This is a genomic window from Teichococcus wenyumeiae (assembly GCF_003696345.1).
Classification (GTDB): domain Bacteria; phylum Pseudomonadota; class Alphaproteobacteria; order Acetobacterales; family Acetobacteraceae; genus Pseudoroseomonas; species Pseudoroseomonas wenyumeiae.
The window spans coordinates 114233-131046 of the sequence record NZ_RFLX01000013.1; the positions used below are offsets into that span (position 1 = coordinate 114233).

At 69.0% G+C, this 16814-nt stretch carries 14 protein-coding genes; 12 read left to right on the forward strand and 2 right to left on the reverse strand.

Annotated elements, in window-relative coordinates:
• The first annotated feature begins 3 nt into the window (after window positions 1-3).
• Window positions 4-1206 carry a mandelate racemase/muconate lactonizing enzyme family protein gene (locus tag EBE87_RS17170; protein ID WP_120639528.1) on the forward strand — a complete coding sequence of 401 codons (1203 nt, stop codon included), beginning with the start codon at window positions 4-6 and terminating at the stop codon, window positions 1204-1206.
• Window positions 1207-1245: 39 nt separating this feature from the next.
• Here EBE87_RS17170 and EBE87_RS17175 read toward each other — a convergent pair whose 3' ends face one another.
• Window positions 1246-2658: a helix-turn-helix domain-containing protein gene (locus tag EBE87_RS17175; protein WP_120639527.1), complete on the reverse strand. Its 1413-nt coding sequence runs from the start codon at window positions 2656-2658 to the stop codon at window positions 1246-1248.
• 135 nt (window positions 2659-2793) lie between these two features.
• On the opposite strand from EBE87_RS17175, the gene aceA reads away from it, so the two are divergent.
• Both aceA and EBE87_RS29035 read left to right on the forward strand, forming a co-directional pair.
• Complete coding sequence (aceA, locus tag EBE87_RS17180) at window positions 2794-4128, forward strand: isocitrate lyase (RefSeq protein ID WP_233553320.1); 1335 nt, start codon at window positions 2794-2796, stop codon at window positions 4126-4128.
• 11 nt (window positions 4129-4139) lie between these two features.
• Window positions 4140-4298 (forward strand): hypothetical protein, encoded by a 159-nt coding sequence (locus EBE87_RS29035; protein ID WP_158600957.1) that lies wholly within the window; start codon window positions 4140-4142, stop codon window positions 4296-4298.
• Window positions 4299-4397: 99 nt separating this feature from the next.
• Here EBE87_RS29035 and EBE87_RS17185 read toward each other — a convergent pair whose 3' ends face one another.
• On the reverse strand, window positions 4398-5192 hold the full coding sequence (locus EBE87_RS17185) for an IclR family transcriptional regulator (protein ID WP_267898263.1): 795 nt from the start codon (window positions 5190-5192) through the stop codon (window positions 4398-4400).
• 95 nt (window positions 5193-5287) lie between these two features.
• Between EBE87_RS17185 and EBE87_RS17190 the strand changes: the two genes are divergently transcribed.
• From EBE87_RS17190 to EBE87_RS17230, 9 genes are all read left to right on the forward strand, one after another.
• On the forward strand, window positions 5288-6847 hold the full coding sequence (locus EBE87_RS17190; protein WP_120639525.1) for an acyl-CoA synthetase: 1560 nt from the start codon (window positions 5288-5290) through the stop codon (window positions 6845-6847).
• A 27-nt stretch (window positions 6848-6874) separates the two neighbouring features.
• Entirely contained in the window at window positions 6875-8032 is a 1158-nt protein-coding gene (locus EBE87_RS17195) for an FAS1-like dehydratase domain-containing protein (protein WP_120639524.1), read from the forward strand.
• A gap of 168 nt (window positions 8033-8200) precedes the next feature.
• Window positions 8201-9115: a Bug family tripartite tricarboxylate transporter substrate binding protein gene (locus EBE87_RS17200; RefSeq protein WP_120639756.1), complete on the forward strand. Its 915-nt coding sequence runs from the start codon at window positions 8201-8203 to the stop codon at window positions 9113-9115.
• A gap of 23 nt (window positions 9116-9138) precedes the next feature.
• Entirely contained in the window at window positions 9139-10395 is a 1257-nt protein-coding gene (locus EBE87_RS17205) for a CaiB/BaiF CoA transferase family protein (RefSeq protein WP_120639757.1), read from the forward strand.
• Between the two features lie 67 nt (window positions 10396-10462).
• A complete protein-coding gene (locus EBE87_RS17210; RefSeq protein WP_120639758.1) occupies window positions 10463-12070 on the forward strand; it encodes a carboxyl transferase domain-containing protein in 1608 nt (535 codons plus the stop codon).
• A gap of 10 nt (window positions 12071-12080) precedes the next feature.
• Entirely contained in the window at window positions 12081-12872 is a 792-nt protein-coding gene (locus tag EBE87_RS17215) for an enoyl-CoA hydratase/isomerase family protein (RefSeq protein ID WP_120639759.1), read from the forward strand.
• A gap of 8 nt (window positions 12873-12880) precedes the next feature.
• Window positions 12881-14902 (forward strand): acetyl/propionyl/methylcrotonyl-CoA carboxylase subunit alpha, encoded by a 2022-nt coding sequence (locus tag EBE87_RS17220; protein WP_456316290.1) that lies wholly within the window; start codon window positions 12881-12883, stop codon window positions 14900-14902.
• The gene (locus EBE87_RS17225; protein WP_120639760.1) at window positions 14899-15810 is read left to right on the forward strand and encodes a hydroxymethylglutaryl-CoA lyase; all 912 of its coding nucleotides are present in this window, start codon (window positions 14899-14901) and stop codon (window positions 15808-15810) included. Before EBE87_RS17220 ends, EBE87_RS17225 begins: the two co-directional genes overlap by 4 nt.
• A gap of 86 nt (window positions 15811-15896) precedes the next feature.
• A complete protein-coding gene (locus EBE87_RS17230; RefSeq protein WP_120639761.1) occupies window positions 15897-16796 on the forward strand; it encodes an alpha/beta fold hydrolase in 900 nt (299 codons plus the stop codon).
• The last annotated feature ends 18 nt before the right edge of the window (window positions 16797-16814 follow it).

Genomic DNA, 16814 nt, shown 5'->3' on the forward strand with positions numbered 1-16814 from the left:
AAGATGAGCCGCATCACCAAACTCCGCACCATCCGGCTGCCGGAGCGGCCCAACCTGATCTGGGTGGAGATCGAGACCGAGGACGGGCTGACCGGCCTGGGCGAGGCCTTCCGCGGCGCCCAGGCGGTCGAGGCCGTGCTGCATGAGCAGGTGGCCCCCTGGCTGCTGGGCCGCGACGCGCGGCGCATCGAGCAGGTCTCGCGCCACCTGCTGACGCCCTATGTCGGCTTCGGCGCCTCGGGCGCCGAGACGCGGGCGGCGGCGGCGGTGGATATCGCGCTCTGGGACCTCGCCGGGCAGCGCCACGGCATTCCGCTGCACGAGGCACTGGGCGGCGCCAGCCGCGATGCCATCCGCGCCTACAACACCTGCGCCGGCTACGACTACAACAGCCGCGGCGCCCAGCGCGTCATCGGCGCCGGGGACGCCCTGGCCGGCCCCTATGACGACCAGGTGGCTTTCAACCGCGATGCCGGCGTGCTGGCCGAATCCCTCCTCTCGGAGGGCTATTGCGCCATGAAGATCTGGCCCTTCGACCCTTTCGCCGCCGCGACGCAGGGCCAGTCCATCGGGCTGGAGGAATTGAAGAAAGGCCTTGAGCCCTTCGAGAAGGTTCGCAAGGCGGTGGGCGGCCGCATCGAGATCATGTGCGAGATGCACTCGATGTGGTCCGCCCCCGCCGCCGAGCGCATCTGCCAGGCGCTGGAACCCTTCGGCATCTACTGGGCCGAGGACCCCATCGGGAAGATGGACGACATCAAGGCCCTGGCCGAGCTGCGCCGCCGCACCCGCGTGCCGATCTGCGCCAGCGAGACGCTGGGCGGCAAGCGCGCCTTCCGCGACCTGCTGGCGGCGGAGGCGACGGATATTGTGATGCTCGACCTGTCCTGGTGCGGCGGGCTGACCGAGGCGCGCAAGATCGCCGCCCTGGCCGAGGCCCATGCCAAGCCGCTGGCGCCGCATGACTGCACCGGGCCCGTGGCGCTCTGGGCCGGGCTGCATTTGGCGCTGCATGCGCCCACGGCGATCTTCCAGGAAGTGGTGCGGGCGGCGATCAGCACCTGGTACCGCGACCTCGTCACCGACCTGCCGACGCTGCACCAGGGCATGATCGCGGCGCCCGATGCCCCTGGCCTGGGCACGAGGCTGGCGCCGGGGCTGAAGGAGCGCCCCGGCACCATCACGCGGGAAGCCGCCGCGAGCTAGCCGGCCGGATGCGCCGTGGCCCACTGGCGCCACGGCGCCTCAGGAAGGCAGATCCGCCCTCCGGCGGTCGGCGAAGGACCAGGGCGCCATGCGCTCCTCATGCGGGTCCAGGGCCAGCCGGTGTTCCAGGGGTGGAAAGGCCCGGCTGCGGCAATCGGCGCGGTCGCACAGGCGGCAGGACAGGCCGATGCCGACGCGGCATGTCGCCAGATCCATCCCATCCGCATAGACCACCTCCGCCGCATGCGAGATGTCGCAGCCGAGCGTGACCACATGCCTCGGCTGCGGCTCTCCCCAACGCATCGCGGGGCCGGTGATGGCGCGGGCAAAGCACAGAAAGCTGGCGCCATCCGGCAGTTCCGCGATCTGGACCTGCAGCCGCTCCGAACTGGCGAAGGCGGTATGCGGCAGCCAGCGTGGGCAGGAGCCGCCGAAGCGCGCGAAAGGAAAGCCCGCCGCCGAAAAACGCTTGTCCACATTGCCCGCCGGGTCGGTGCGCAGGAAGAAGAAGGGCAGGCCGCGCTGGCCTTCCCGCTGCAGCGTGCACAGGCGATGCGCCACCTGCTCGAACCCCTGCCCGAAGCGGGCGCGGAGACGGTCGAGGTCGTGGCGGACGTCTCGCGCGGCAGCCAGGAAAGGCGCATAGGGCATCAGGAGTGCCGCGGCGCCGTAATTCAGCAGGCCGATGCGGATCAAGGCGGCAGCCTCGGGCGATGACGGGGCGGCGGGCGCCAGTATCTCCTCCACAACGCCACGTGCTTCCAGCAGCATCAATTGGAAGGCCATCTGGAAGCCACGGCTGCCGCGCGGCAGGGATTCGGAAAGTTCCAGCAGACGAGAGGAAGGATCGAAACGCCGCAGGCTTCCCTCCAACGGCGTCACCCGCACCACCAGGCCGTGCCGCTGCCGCAGCCGCTGGGCGATGGCATGGTTCACCTCGGCCGGCGCCGCGGCCATCTCGGCGCCGATCTGCTCCGCCACGCTTTCCAGCGCCGGGAAATGATTGGCGCGGTCCTGGAAGAAATCGCGGGCTTCCTCGGCCGGCAATTGCAGGCGGCGGCCGCTTGGCAGCGCCAGGCCGCTGGCATCCTCGCGCGCCACTCGCCAGGCACGGTAAAGCGCGAGAACCGCCCGTGACGCATTCGGCGCGCTGCCGGCCATGGCCTGCAACTCGGCCTCCGGCACATCTTCCAGCCCCAGCATCGGGTCGGTCATCACCTCCCGCAACCCGGCCTCGAGTTGCCGCTCGGACTGGCCCGAGAGGATCGCCAGCTCGACCTGCAACACGGCGGTCAGCTTCAGCAGGAGCGAGGCCGTGACGCCGCGCTGATCGGCCTCGATCAGGTTCAGGTAGCTGGCGGAGATGCCCAGGCGCTGTGCCAGTGCCTGCTGCGTCAGCCCCCTGTCCTGCCGCAGCCGGCGGATCGTGCGGCCGATCAGCGGGCGGGACATTTACAAGCTTTACACATTGACGATCTCCGCAGTCAAAGACTGCACATCATTGCAATGACTTAGGGAGAATGGGCCGTGCAAGCCGGGGGTGCAATGTGAATATTTGACTCGTCGAAGCCGCCGAAGGAGAGCCTCATGCGCCCTGTCCCAACCCCCACCCTGCAGCCGGACGGAAGCACCGCCGGCACGCCGGGCCCCGACCGTTTCGCCGGCATCCGGCGCGACTATGCTCCGGAGGAAGTGGAGCGCCTCGCCGGGTCGTTCCGCGTAAAGCACACGCTGGCCGAGATGGGCGCCCGCCGGCTGTGGCACCTGCTGCAGACCGAGCCTTTCGTGAATACGCTGGGCGCGCTGACCGGCAACCAGGCGCTGCAACAGGTCAAGGCCGGCCTGAAAGCCATCTATCTCTCGGGCTGGCAGGTCGCGGCGGATGCCAATTCGGCCGGGCAGATGTATCCGGACCAATCGCTCTATCCGGTTGATTCCGTGCCCAAGGTGATCAGCCGCATCAATGCCGCGCTGCGCCGCGCCGACCAGATCGCGCATCTGGAGAATGCCGGCGACACCACGCATTGGATGGCGCCGGTCATCGCCGATGCCGAGGCCGGCTTCGGCGGCCCGCTGAATGCCTATGAGTTGATGCGCGCCATGATCGAGGTCGGCGCCGCCGGCGTGCATTTCGAGGACCAGCTGGCCAGCGAGAAGAAATGCGGCCATCTCGGCGGCAAGGTGCTGGTGCCGATCTCGCAGCATATCCGCACGCTGAATGCCGCGCGCCTGGCCGCCGATGTGGAAGGCGTACCTACTCTCTTGCTGTGCCGCACCGACGCCGAAAGCGCGCAGCTGCTGACCAGCGACGTGGACGAACGCGACCATCGCTTCATCAGCGGCGAGCGCACGCCTGAGGGCTTCTTCCGCATCAAGCCTGGTGTCGGCAAGCAATATGCCATCGCGCGCGGGTTGGCCTACGCGCCTTACGCCGATCTGCTGTGGTGGGAAACCTCCGACCCCGACCTGGACGATGCCCGTGCCTTCGCGGAGGCCATCCACCGGGAATTTCCTGGCAAGCTGCTGGCCTATAACTGCTCGCCTTCCTTCAACTGGAAGCGGAAGATGGGCGTGGAGGCCGCGGCGAGGTTCCAGCGCGAGATCGGCGCCATGGGCTACAAGTTCCAGTTCATCACCCTGGCCGGTTTCCACAGCCTGAACCATTCCATGTTCCAGCTCGCGCGCGGCTACAAGGAACGCGGCATGGCGGCCTATTCTGAGTTGCAGCAGGCGGAGTTCGCCGCCGAGGCCGAGGGCTACACCGCCACGCGGCATCAGCGGGAAGTCGGCGTCAGTTATTTCGACGCCGTGGCCACCACGGCCTCCGGCGGCCGCTCCAGCACCACCGCCATGGCCCATAGCACCGAGACCGCGCAGTTCCACGAAGCCCCGGCCGCGCCCGAGACGGCGGCGGCGAAGTAAGGAGAGCAGTCATGTCCGAAGACGATTTCGACGACGGCCTCGTGCACAACCACATCTGGGCGCAGGAGCCGGCGGTGATGCCAACCGGCCTGGTGCCAGTGGCCCAGGCCGCCAGCGTACCCACCCCGAGCACCGTGCTGCACGATGACCGGATGGAGCAGCAGGGCTGATCGCCCCCGCTGGCGCCGGCGAGAACCGGGCAGCGATGGAGGCAGATGCCGCGCAGGGGCAGGCTGGCCCGCCATCATCCCGTTGATGGCAGCGCCTGCCTAGAGATCCTGAAGCCGCTGTGAAAGATCAGCGGCTTCCCTGCGCAGCACGGTGCCGATGTCGGTCAGGCCCTGCCGGCGAAGTTGCTCGCTGACGCCAACAACAACAATGGAATGCGAGACGCGGCCGCGCAGCATCACCGGCGCCGCGATCACCGTGACGCCCGCGATATAGCGCCCTTCATCGACGGCATAGCCGCTCTGCTGCGTCGCATGCACGTCGGCGCGCCACTGGTCCAGGCTGGGCGGATCTTCCCAGCGCAGCGTGTGGAAGCGCCGTTCCATCTCCAGCCAGGAATGGCCGCCAAAAGCCGCGACGCAGCGGCCGGTGGCGCTGATCAGCGCCGGGTAGCGGCTGCCCACGTCCACCTGCAGGCGTAGCGCCTGGCTGGGCCGGGCGATGGCGAGAACCACGATGTGGTCCAGCCCCGCCGCCTCCACGCCGATGGCGGTGGTGCCGTATTCCGCGGCCAGCCGGTCCAGCACGGGCTGGGCGAGGTTGCTGAACGGGTCGTTCCGCAGCATCCCACGCGCCAGCGCGACGACGCCGCTGGCCAGCGCGTAGCGCTTGGTGGCGGGGTCCACCATCAGCATCTCCTCCGCGACCAGGGCCCGCAGGATATGCAGGCAGGTGCTGGGCACAATGCCGAGCGCCCGTGCGATGGCCTGCACGCCAAGCGGGGTCTCGCTGCGTGACAGCATCCGCAGGATGGCCATGGCCCTCGTCACAGCAGGAACGGCACGGGTGGCCTCCGCCCTTGAGGAAGACGAAGGCTGATCTGCGCGGGGGTTCATGTTGTATCTATACAACAGATAATTCTATTTGACAACACGGCACCCCATTGGCCTGAATGTGCCAACGGCCCAAAAGCCGAGGGAGACAACGTCCGATGACACGGCTCGCCGATAGCTGTGACTATGCCTTCGCGCAGGCCCACTACACGCCGCAGCGGCTTTGGGACTTCTTCGATGGCGACCGGGCGCGCTTCAACATCGCCCATGAATGCATCGACCGGCACGCGGCGGAGCCTGCCCGACTGGCGGTGCGCGTGGCGCATGCCGATGGCCGCGACGAGTTCATCACCTTCCGCGCCATTGCCGAGGCATCCTCCCGTATCGCGCATTGGCTGCGGGCCCGAGGCGTCCAGCCAGGAGACCGCGTGGCGGTGATGCTGGACCCTTCCCTGCCCTTCTATGCCGCCATGTTCGGCGCCATGAAATGCGGCGCCATCGCGGTGCCGCTGTTCACTTTGTTCGGGCCGGATGGCGTGCGGCTGCGGGTGGCCGACTGCGCGCCCCGCGTGCTGCTGACCAATGCCGAGAAGGCCCCGGCGGGCGCGGGCATCGCAGGCACCGAGACGGTGATCGCCGATGCAAGCTTCATGGAGGCGCTCGCGGCCTTCCCCGGTACCTACAAGCCGGAAACCGGCGCCGATGACTTGGCGCTGTTCCAGTACACCTCCGGCACCACGCGGGAACTGCCGGCGGCGGTGAAGCACACGCATCGCTCGGTGGTGGTGCTGATGCTGGCGGCGCTCTACGGCACCGGCGTCCGGCCGGGGGACGAGTTCTTCTGCCCTTCCTCCCCCGCCTGGGGGCATGGGCTGGCCCATGGCACCCTGGCGCCGCTGGCGATGGGCGTCACCACCGGCACCTATGCCGGCCGCTTCGACCCCGTGCGGCTGATGCAGGCGCTGCAGGATTACGGCATCACCAACCTCTCCTCCGCCTCCACGCATTACCGCATGATGCGCACCAGCGGCGCCGCAGGCCGCTTCCGCTTCGCCATCCGCAAGCTCTCCTACACAGGCGAGCCGATCGATGCCGAGACGCTGCGCTTCATCGACGAGACCTTCGGCGTGCCGGCCTGCAGCATGTACGGCACCACCGAGGTCGGCGTGGCACTGGTCAATTATCCAGGTGCCAGCGACTTCACGGTCAAGCCCGGCTCCTTGGGCAAGGCGGTGCCGGGGCTGGAAGTGCAGGTGCAGCGGCCGGACGGCAGCCCCGCCGCGCCGGGCGAGATCGGCGAGATCCGCCTGCTGCGCCGGGGCGAATGGGTGCCCACCAAGGATCTCGGCCGCATCGACGAGGAAGGCTATTTCTACCATGCCGGCCGCGCCGACGATGTCATCATCTCCGCCGGCTGGACCATGAGCGCAGTGGAGATCGAGGATGTGCTGATGCAGCACCCCGATGTCCGTGAGGCCGCCGCCATCGGCGTGCCGGACCCGGTGCGCGGCCAGGTGGTGAAGGCCTTCGTGGTCAGCCCGCGCCAGGGCGACGAGGATTTCGCGCGGGAGCTGCAGGATTTCACCCGCGCCCGCCTCAGCCAGCACGAATATCCGCGTCAGGTCGCCTTCACGGCGGAACTGCCGAAGACGCCGGCTGGCAAGATCAATCGCAAGGCCATCCGCGACGCCGAAGCGGCGCGCCGCGTGACCGCCTGAACAGCAAGAACCCAGAGAGGAACACGCATGTCTGCCTCAGTGCTGGAGCAGCCGGGGACCCGGCTCTTCCCCAAGATCACCCAGCAGGCGCTCGACGACCTGCGCGCCCGCATCGGCAAGCCGATCGAGAACACCGTCGAGCCCTGGAACCATGAGGCGACGCGGGACAATATCCGCCACTACGCCCATGGCATCGGTGACGACAATCCGCTGTGGTGCGACCCGGCCTATGCCGAACGCAGCAGCCAGGGCGGCATCGTCGCGCTGCCGAGCTTCCTCTTCACCACCAGCCGCATCATCTCCGGCTATGTAGGCGGCTTGCCGGGCGTGCATGCCATGTGGTCGGGCGCCGATTGGCGCTGGCACCGCTGGGTGCGCCGCAACGAGACCATCCGCACCGAGGCGCATCTGGCCGACCTCGTGGAGCATGACACCGGCTTCGCCGGCCGCGCCATCCGCCAGGTCTACCATGTCGATTTTTATGGCGATGGCGGCGACAAGGTGGCCGAGGCCGAGAGCTGGTGCTTCCGCACCGACCGCGACGCGGCGCGCGAGCAGGGCACCAAGTATCGCGATGTGAAGAACAAGCCGCCCCGCGTCTATACCGAGGAAGAGCTGCAACGCGTCTACAAGCTCTATGAGGCCGAGGAAGTGCGTGGTGCCACGCCCCGCTACTGGGAGGACGTGCAGGTCGGCGAGGCCCTGCCGACCATGGCCAAGGGCCCGATGACGGTGACCGGCTTCGTCGCCTTCGCCCAGGGCTGGGGCGGGCTGTATATTCGCGCCAACAAGCTGGCCTGGCGGCAGATCCGCAACCATCCTGGCCTCGGCATCAAGAACCGCTTCGGTATCCCCGATTGCCCCGAGCGCGTGCATTGGGAGCCGGAGATGGCGCTGATGGTCGGCGCGCCCGGCGCTTACGACTACGGGCCGGAGCGTTGCTCCTGGCTGACCCACCAGATGACCAACTGGATGGGCGACGACGGCTTCCTGGTGCGCGCCACCAGCAAGCTGCGCCGCCACAATCCCGAGGGTGACCTGCTGTTCATCGACGGCAAGGTGACCGGCAAGCGCCAGGAAGGCGGCCGTCACCTCGTCGATATCGAGCAGCAGGCCGTCAACCAGGATGGCGAGCTTTCGGTGCTGGGCACCGGCACCGTGGCGCTGCCGAGCCGCGGCCACTGACGCGGCGGCGCCCGGGCAGCGGGCGCGGGCCCTGACCAGCCGGGGGCGGCGCACCGCCCCCGGCCTCGCGACCGTCCAAGAACCAGAAGAAAACACAGGGAAGGACACGTCATGCACAGGAGGACCATGCTTGCTGGCCCGCTGGCACTTTTGGCGTGAGCGAGTGTCATGGCGCGCGGGGCCAGCGCGCAGAATTTCCCCAGCCGGCCGGTCAGGCTGATCGTGCCCTATGCCGCTGGCCAGGGTTCAGACCTCTTCGCCCGGCGCTTCGCCGAATACTTCCAGAAGCATCTCGGCCAGCCCTTCGTGGTCGAGAACCGGGCCGGCGCGGGCGGCAATATCGGCACGGCCGCCGCGGCGCGCATGGAGCCGGACGGCTATTCGCTGCTCTGGGGCACCAATGGCACCCATGCGGGCAATGAGTTCATGTATGCCTCGCTGGGCTTTGACCCGGTGAAGGATTTCGCACCCATCGCCGGCGTGCTGCGCTTCGGCATGGTGCTCAACACCAACAGGAACAGCCGCTACACCAGCGTGTCTGAGCTGATCGCGGCGGCGAAGCAGCGGCCGGGGCAGGTCTCGGTCGGCTGCCCCAGCACCACGGCGCGCGTGCTGGTGCAGATGATCCGCGACAAGGCGGGCGTGGACCTGCTGGCGGTGCCCTATAACGGCAGCGGCCAGGCGCTGACGGGCCTGCTGCGCAATGACGTGCAGGCATCCATCGACACCATCACCGCCGCCCTGGGCCCGATCCGCCAGGGCCAGGTCAGCGCCATCGCGATTTCCACCGACAAGCGCTCAGAATCCCTGCCGGAGGTGCCGACGCTCAAGGAATCCGGCGTGGATGTGACGCTGGAGGCCTGGAACGCGCTCTATGGCCCGCGCGGCACACCCGCCCCTGTGGTGCAGATGCTGAACCGTGCCGTCAATGCGGCGCTGGGCGACGAGGTGATCCGGGCCGGGATGGTGCAGGATGGCGCGGACCCGCTGGGCGGCTCGCCCGCCGACCTCGCGGCGCTGATGCGGCGTGACCGCGCCATCTGGGAGCCCATCGTGCGAGACCTTGGGCTGACAGCGCAGTAGCCTGAAGCCGGGAGGAAGCCGCCATGGATCAAGTGACGCAGCCATCCGCCACCACGGCACCGGAGGCCACCGCCTGGAAGGGCCCCTTGGCCGGATTGCGGGTGCTGGACCTGACGCGGGTGCTGGCCGGCCCCCTGGCCACCCAGTTCCTGGCGGACCTGGGGGCCGAGGTCCTGAAGCTGGAGGCGCCGGAGCGTGGCGACGAGACCCGTGGCTTCGCCCCCTTTGTCGAGGGCGAGAGCCACTACTTCCTGGCGCTGAACCGCGGCAAGCGCAGCATGGTGGTGGACTTGCGCGAGGCTGAAGGGGCTGAGATCCTGCGCGGGCTGGTGGCCGGCGCGGATGTGCTGATCGAGAACTTCCGCCCCGGCGTGATGGAGCGCCTCGGCCTCGGCGCCGAGGCGCTGATGGCGATCAACCCCCGGCTGATCTACTGCGCCATCAGCGGCTTCGGGCTGACCGGCCCGCTGGCCGGCGCCCCTTCCTTCGACATCGTGACCCAGGCCATGACCGGCGTCATGAGCGTGAACGGCGCGCAGGGCGGGCCGCCGGTGAAGCTCGGCCTGCCGATCGGCGACATGTCGGGCGGCATCTTCGGCGCCCTCGGCATCCTCTCCGCCCTGCATGAGCGTTCGGTGACGGGACGCGGGCGGCTGGTCGATGCCAGCCTCTACGACGGCACCATGTCGCTGCTGGGCTATCTGTCGCAGCTCGCCTTCATCACCGGGCAGGACCCGCAGCCGATGGGCTCGGCGCATCCCAGCGTGGTGCCTTACGACGCCTTTCCGGCCTCGGACGGCTCCATCGTCATCGCCTGCCTGGCCGACCATTTCTGGCCGCGCCTCTGCCGGGCGCTGGACTGCCCGGACCTCGGCGCCGATCCCGGCCTTGCCACAATGGCCCAGCGGCGGGCGCGGCGGGACGAGATCGAGCCCCGCATCGCTGCCATCACCCGCAGCCGCAGCGTCGCGGAATGGCGGCGCATCCTGGAAGCGCATGATGTGCCCCATGCCCCGGTGCTGAGCGTGCGGGAGGCGCTGGCCCACCCCCATGCCCAGGCGCGGGACATGGTGGTGGAGGTGGAGCATGAGCGGCTGGGCACGATCCCGGTGCTGGGACGCCCCATCAAATTCCCCGGCAGCGCGCAGGTGCCGCTGACAGCGCCACCGGTGCTGGGGCAGCACACGGCCGAGATCCTGCGGCGCGAGCTGAATTATTCCGAGGAAACGATCCGTGACCTCCGCGAACGGGGCGTCATCGACAGGGGCGCCGCGCGTTGATGGCGGATGATCCCGTCCGGCGGGCAGTGCCGGGAAAGGCTTGCTGGGTCATGGCGGAGAAGAACTGATGGCGGTGCTGCAAACAGCCCTGGATGCCCGCTCTCCGGAGGGTATGCGGAATGCGGCCGAGATGCGCCTGCTGGTCGAGGACCTGCGCGCGCAGGCCGAGGCGGTTCGCCTCGGCGGCGGGCAGGCATTGCGGGATCGGCATGTCGGGCGCGGCAAGCTGCTGCCCCGCGACCGCATCCGGGCACTGATCGACCCGGTCTCCCCCTTTCTGGAGGTGGGGCAACTGGCGGCGCATGGGATGTATGGCGGCGAGGTTCCCTCGGCCGGCATCATCACCGGCATCGGCCGCGTTTCCGGCCGCGAATGCATGATCGTGGCGAATGACGCCACGGTGAAGGGCGGCACCTATTTCCCGCTGACGGTGAAGAAGCACCTGCGCGCGCAGGAGATCGCCGAGCAGAACCGCCTGCCCTGTCTCTATCTCGTGGATTCCGGCGGCGCCAACCTGCCGAACCAGGACGAGGTCTTCCCCGACCGCGACCATTTCGGCCGCATCTTCTTCAACCAGGCCAATATGTCCGCCAAAGGCATCCCACAGATCGCGGTGGTGATGGGAAGCTGCACCGCCGGCGGCGCCTATGTGCCGGCGATGTGCGACGAAAGCATCATCGTCCGCAACCAGGGCACGATCTTCCTGGCCGGCCCGCCGCTGGTGAAGGCGGCCACGGGCGAGATCGTCTCCGCCGAGGAACTGGGCGGCGCCGATGTGCATAGCCGCATCTCCGGCGTCACCGACCATTTCGCGGAGAATGATGCCCATGCGCTCGGCATCGCCCGCCGGGCGGTGGCCAGCCTGAACGGCATGAAGCAGCCGTCCCTCGCGCTCCGCCAACCCGCGCCGCCGCTCTACGACGCGGAGGAGCTTTACGCGGTGGTGCCGGCTGACCGCCGCACGCCCTACGAAGTGCGGGAAGTCATCGCGCGCCTCGTGGATGGCAGCGAATTCGACGAGTTCAAGCGCCTCTACGGCCCCACCCTGGTCTGCGGTTTTGCTCATATCTGGGGCTATCCGGTCGGCATCGTCGCCAATAACGGCATCCTCTTCTCGGAATCGGCGCAGAAAGGCGCGCATTTCATCGAGCTTTGCGCCCAGCGCGGCATTCCGCTGGTCTTTTTGCAGAACATCACCGGCTTCATGGTCGGCAAGAAATATGAGGCGGGCGGCATCGCCAAGGACGGCGCCAAGATGGTCACCGCCGTCGCCACGGCCGCCGTGCCGAAATTCACCGTCATCATCGGCGGCAGCTTCGGCGCCGGCAATTACGGCATGTGTGGCCGCGCCTATTCCCCGCGCTTCCTGTGGATGTGGCCTAATGCCCGTATTGGCGTGATGGGCGGGGAGCAGGCAGCCTCCGTGCTGGCGACGGTGCGGCGCGATGGCATCGAGGGCCGTGGCGGCACCTGGCCAGCGGAGGAGGAGGAAGCCTTCAAGGCGCCGCTCCGGGAGCAGTATGAGCGCCAGGGCCATCCCTATTATTCCAGTGCCCGGCTGTGGGATGACGGGGTGATCGACCCGGCGGATACGCGGCGCGTGCTCGCGCTCGGCCTGTCCGCCAGCCTGAACGCACCGATCGAGGAGACACGCTTCGGCGTGTTCCGCATGTGAGGGCAGGCCGATGAGCAGCACCTTCCTGGAAGCGGTGGACGCGCGCGGCATCGCCACGCTCACCCTGAACCGCCCCGACCGCCACAATGCCTTCGACGACAGCCTGATCGCGGAACTGACCGTCGCCCTGAAGCGGCTGGGTGAGGATGGCGCGGTGCGCGCCGTGGTGCTGGCCAGTAGCGGCCGCAGCTTCTCGGCCGGGGCCGACCTGGGTTGGATGCGGCGGATGGCCGGCCATTCCTTCGAGGACAACCTTGCCGATGCGGCCGGCCTAGCCGGGCTGCTACATACCCTGGACCGGCTACGGAAGCCGACCATTGCTCTGGTGCAGGGTGCCGCCTATGGCGGCGGCGTGGGGCTGGTCGCCTGCTGCGATATCGCTCTGGCCACCGAGGGCGCCAGCTTCTGCCTCAGCGAGGTGAAGCTCGGGCTCACCCCTGCCACCATCAGTCCCTATGTGGTCAATGCCATCGGGCCGCGCTGGGCCCGCCGCCTCTTCCAGACCGCCGAGGTCTTTGATGCCCTGCGCGCGCGGGAGATCGGGCTGGTGCATGAGGTGCTGCCGCCGGAAGGGCTCGCGGCGCGGGGCGAGGAGATCATCCAGGCGCTGTTGCAGGGCGCGCCGGGCGCCCAGGCCGATGCCAAGGATCTGGTCTTCCTCTGCGAAGGGCGCCCGGTGGATGCCGCGCTTTCCGCCGAGACGGGGCGGCGCATCGCGCAGCGGCGCGCCTCCACCGAGGGGCAGGAAGGGATCGGCGCCTTTCTCGACAAGCGCGCGCCCGCGTGGCGGCACCAGGGCTGAGGGAGACCATGATGTTCCGCAAGATCCTGGTGGCCAATCGCGGTGAGATCGCCTGCCGGGTGATCGCCACGGCCAGGCGGCTCGGCATCGCCACGGTGGCCGTCTATTCCGAAGCCGATGCCGGTGCGCGCCATACGAGGCTGGCCGACGAAGCCTGGCCCATCGGCCCCGCCCCCGCGCGCCAGAGCTATCTGGTAGGCGAGCGCATCCTGGAGGTCGCCCGCCGCTCCGGTGCCGAGGCGATCCATCCCGGCTATGGCTTCCTTTCGGAAAATGCCGATTTTGCGGCGGCCTGTGCCGAGGCCGGCATCGTGTTCATCGGCCCGCCGGCCTCGGCCATCCGCGCCATGGGTTCCAAGGCGGAATCCAAGGCGCTGATGGAACGTTCCGGCGTACCCCTGGTGCCGGGCTATCATGGCGAGGCGCAGGACCTGCCGCTGCTGAGGGCGGAGGCGGCGCGGATCGGCTATCCCGTGCTGATCAAGGCTTCGGCTGGCGGCGGCGGCAAGGGAATGCGCGTCGTCACGGAGCCAACGGAGTTTGAGGCTGCGATCGAGGGTGCCAGGCGCGAGGCGCTCGCCTCCTTCGGCGATGATCGCGTACTGATCGAGAGGTACCTCACCAGGCCAAGGCATATCGAGATCCAGGTCTTCGCTGATAGCCTCGGCCAGACCGTCTCGCTCTTCGAGCGCGATTGCTCCATCCAGCGGCGGCACCAGAAGGTGATCGAGGAAGCGCCAGCCCCGGGCATGGACCCGGCGCGACGCAAGGCGATGGGCGAGGCTGCCGTCGCCGCCGCGCGGGCCGTGGGCTATGTCGGCGCTGGCACGGTGGAATTCATCGCGGAAGGCGATGCCTTCTACTTCATGGAAATGAACACCCGCCTGCAGGTCGAGCATCCCGTGACGGAGATGGTGACGGGGCTGGATCTGGTGGAATGGCAGCTCCGCGTCGCCGCGGGCGAACCCCTGCCGCTGCCGGAGGAGAAGCTCGCCCTCCATGGCCATGCCATCGAGGCGCGCGTCTATGCCGAGGACCCGGCGCGCGACTTCATGCCCGCCGTGGGCACCCTGGCCCATCTGCGCCAGCCGCGCGAGGTGCTGGGCCATGTGCGGGTGGATACCGGCATCCGCCAGGGCGACACCATCACGCCGAACTACGACCCCATGATCGCCAAGCTGGTCGTCTGGGGCGAGGACCGCGCCGCCGCCGTGCGGCGCCTCGCTACGGCCCTGGCGGAATACGAGGTCGTCGGGCCGCAGACCAATCTGGACCTGTTGCGCACCATTGCCGGCCACCCGGCCTTCGCGGCGGCGGAACTGGATACCGGCTTCATCGCCCGCCATGCCGGGAGCCTCATGGGCAGCCCGCCGCCGGAAGCCGATGCGGCGGTGGTCTGGGCGGCGGCAGCCCTGGCCGCGTTGCGGGAGCAGCAAGGGCAGGTGGCGGCGGAGATGCGGGAGACAGGCGACCGCTGGTCCCCCTGGGCGCAGGCCGATGCCTGGCGCATGAACGGTGAAGGCTACCAGGACCTGCATTTCCGCCGGGCGGAGGAAGAGCCCGTCACCATCCGCGCGCATCCGCTGGGCCAGGGGCGCTTCCGCCTCCGCCTGCCGGGCGGCACGGTGGAGGCGGAACTGGCCGAGGACGAGGCCGGTCCGCTCCTGCTGCTGGATGGCGTCTCCCGCCGCCTGCGGCTGGTGCGGCGGGGGGATGAACTGACGGTGGTGCTGGGCGGGCGGAACCATGCCTTGCATCGCATCGACCCGCTGGCGCCGCCCCGGACGGAAACGGCGGGCAACGACCGCGTCCGCGCCCCCGTGCCCGGCCGGGTCAGCCGCGTGCTGGTGCGGCCCGGCGAGGTGGTGGCCAAGAACGCGCCGCTGGTGGTCATCGAGGCCATGAAGATGGAACTGACGCTGCGCGCCCCCATGGACGGGCGGGTCGAGAGCGTGCCCCACCAGGTGGAAGAGATGGTGGAGGAAGGCACGGAACTCGTGACCTTCGAGATGGAGGCCGCCGCGCCATGAGCTATCCCGCGCGGGTGCGTGTGGTCGAGGTCGGGCCGCGCGACGGCTTGCAGAACGAGAAGGGCGCCATTCCCGTCGGCATCAAGGCGGCGTTGATCGAGCGGCTGCTGGCGGCCGGGCTGACCACCATCGAGGCCGGCAGCTTCGTCTCACCCAAATGGGTGCCGCAGATGGCGGATACGGCGGAACTGCTCGCCATGCTGCCCGCCCGGCAGGGTGTCAGCTATCCCGTGCTGGTGCCGAACCTGCGCGGGCTGGAACAGGCCCTGGCCACCGGCCGGGTGGAGGAGATCGCGGTCTTCGGCGCGGCCTCGGAGGCCTTTTCCCAGCGGAACATCAACTGCTCCATCGACGAGAGCCTGCGGCGCTTCGAGCCGGTGGTGGCGCGGGCGCTGGAACATGGCCTGCGGGTGCGCGGCTATGTCTCCTGCGTGCTGGGTTGCCCCTATGAGGGCGAGGTCGATGCCGCTGCGGTTACGCGGGTGGCGGCGGCCCTGGCAGAGATGGGCTGCTACGAGATTTCCCTGGGCGACACCATCGGCACGGGCACGCCGCTGAAGGCCCGCCGGATGGTGCAAGCCGTGGCCGCGAAGGTGCCGGTCGGCCATCTGGCGCTGCATTTCCACGACACCTATGGGCAGGCCCTGGCCAGTATCCTGGCCTGCCTCGAGCTCGGCGTCTCGGTGGTGGATAGCGCGGTGGCCGGGCTGGGCGGCTGTCCCTATGCCCAGGGCGCCACGGGCAATGTGGCGACCGAGGACGTGGTCTATATGCTCCACGGCATGGGCATCGAGACAGGGCTGGATCTCGACCGGCTCTGCGAGGCCGGGGCCCTGATCTCCTCGGCCCTGGGGCGGGAGACGGCCTCACGGGTGGCCCGGGCGCGCGGGGCTGTGGGAGCCGGCTGACAGCCGCCGCGCCGCTGCACTACATCACGGCCCACCTGACGCCTGCCGGCGCTATGATGCCCGAACCAGGGCAGCAGAGGGCCACGATGCTCAGATCCGTTGATGCCGGCGTGCTGAAGATCGCATTCGAGGAGAATGGAAGGCCGGATGGATGGCCCGTGCTGCTGATGCACGGCTTTCCCTATGACGTGCATGCCTATGACGCGGTGACGCCGATCCTGGTATCCGCGGGCGCGCGGGTCATCGTGCCCTGGCTGCGCGGCTACGGGCCCACCCGCTTCCTGTCGCCGGAAACGCCGCGCTCCGGCGAGCAGGCGGCGCTGGGCAAGGACCTGCTCGACCTGCTGGATGCGCTCCAGATCCGCTCCGCCCTGCTGGCCGGGTATGACTGGGGCGGGCGCGCGGCCTGCATCGTTTCTGCCTTGTGGCCGCAGCGCGTGCAGGGGCTGGTCTCGCAGAACAGCTACAACATCCAGGACATCGCCCGCTCCGGCCAGCCGCAGGCCCCGGAAAACGAGATGCGCCTTTGGTACCAGTATTACTTCCATTCCGAGCGCGGGCGTAGGGGATTGGCGCAGGACCGGCGCGCCTTCTGCCGCCTGCTGTGGCGCCTCTGGTCGCCGGAGTGGCAGTTCGATGACGCGGCTTTCGAGAGAACGGCCGAGAGCTTCGACAATCCGGATTTCGTGGAGGTTGTCATCCACTCCTACCGGCACCGGTTCGGATTGGTAGCCGGTGATCCCTTGCTGGCGCCGATTGAGCGCCAACTGGCCGCGCAGCCGCCGATCACCGTGCCGGCCGTCACCCTGGACGGTGATGCGGACGGGGTGCTGGCGCTGGGCGGCACCGCGAAGCACGCCCCGCATTTCACCGGGCCACATGAGCACCGGGTTCTGCGAGGCGGCGGGCACAACCTGCCACAGGAGAGGCCGGAAGCCTTCGCGGCGGCGGTTCTGGACCTCCATTCCCGGCTGCCATCGGGGTAACCGCATGGAGGCAGGCGG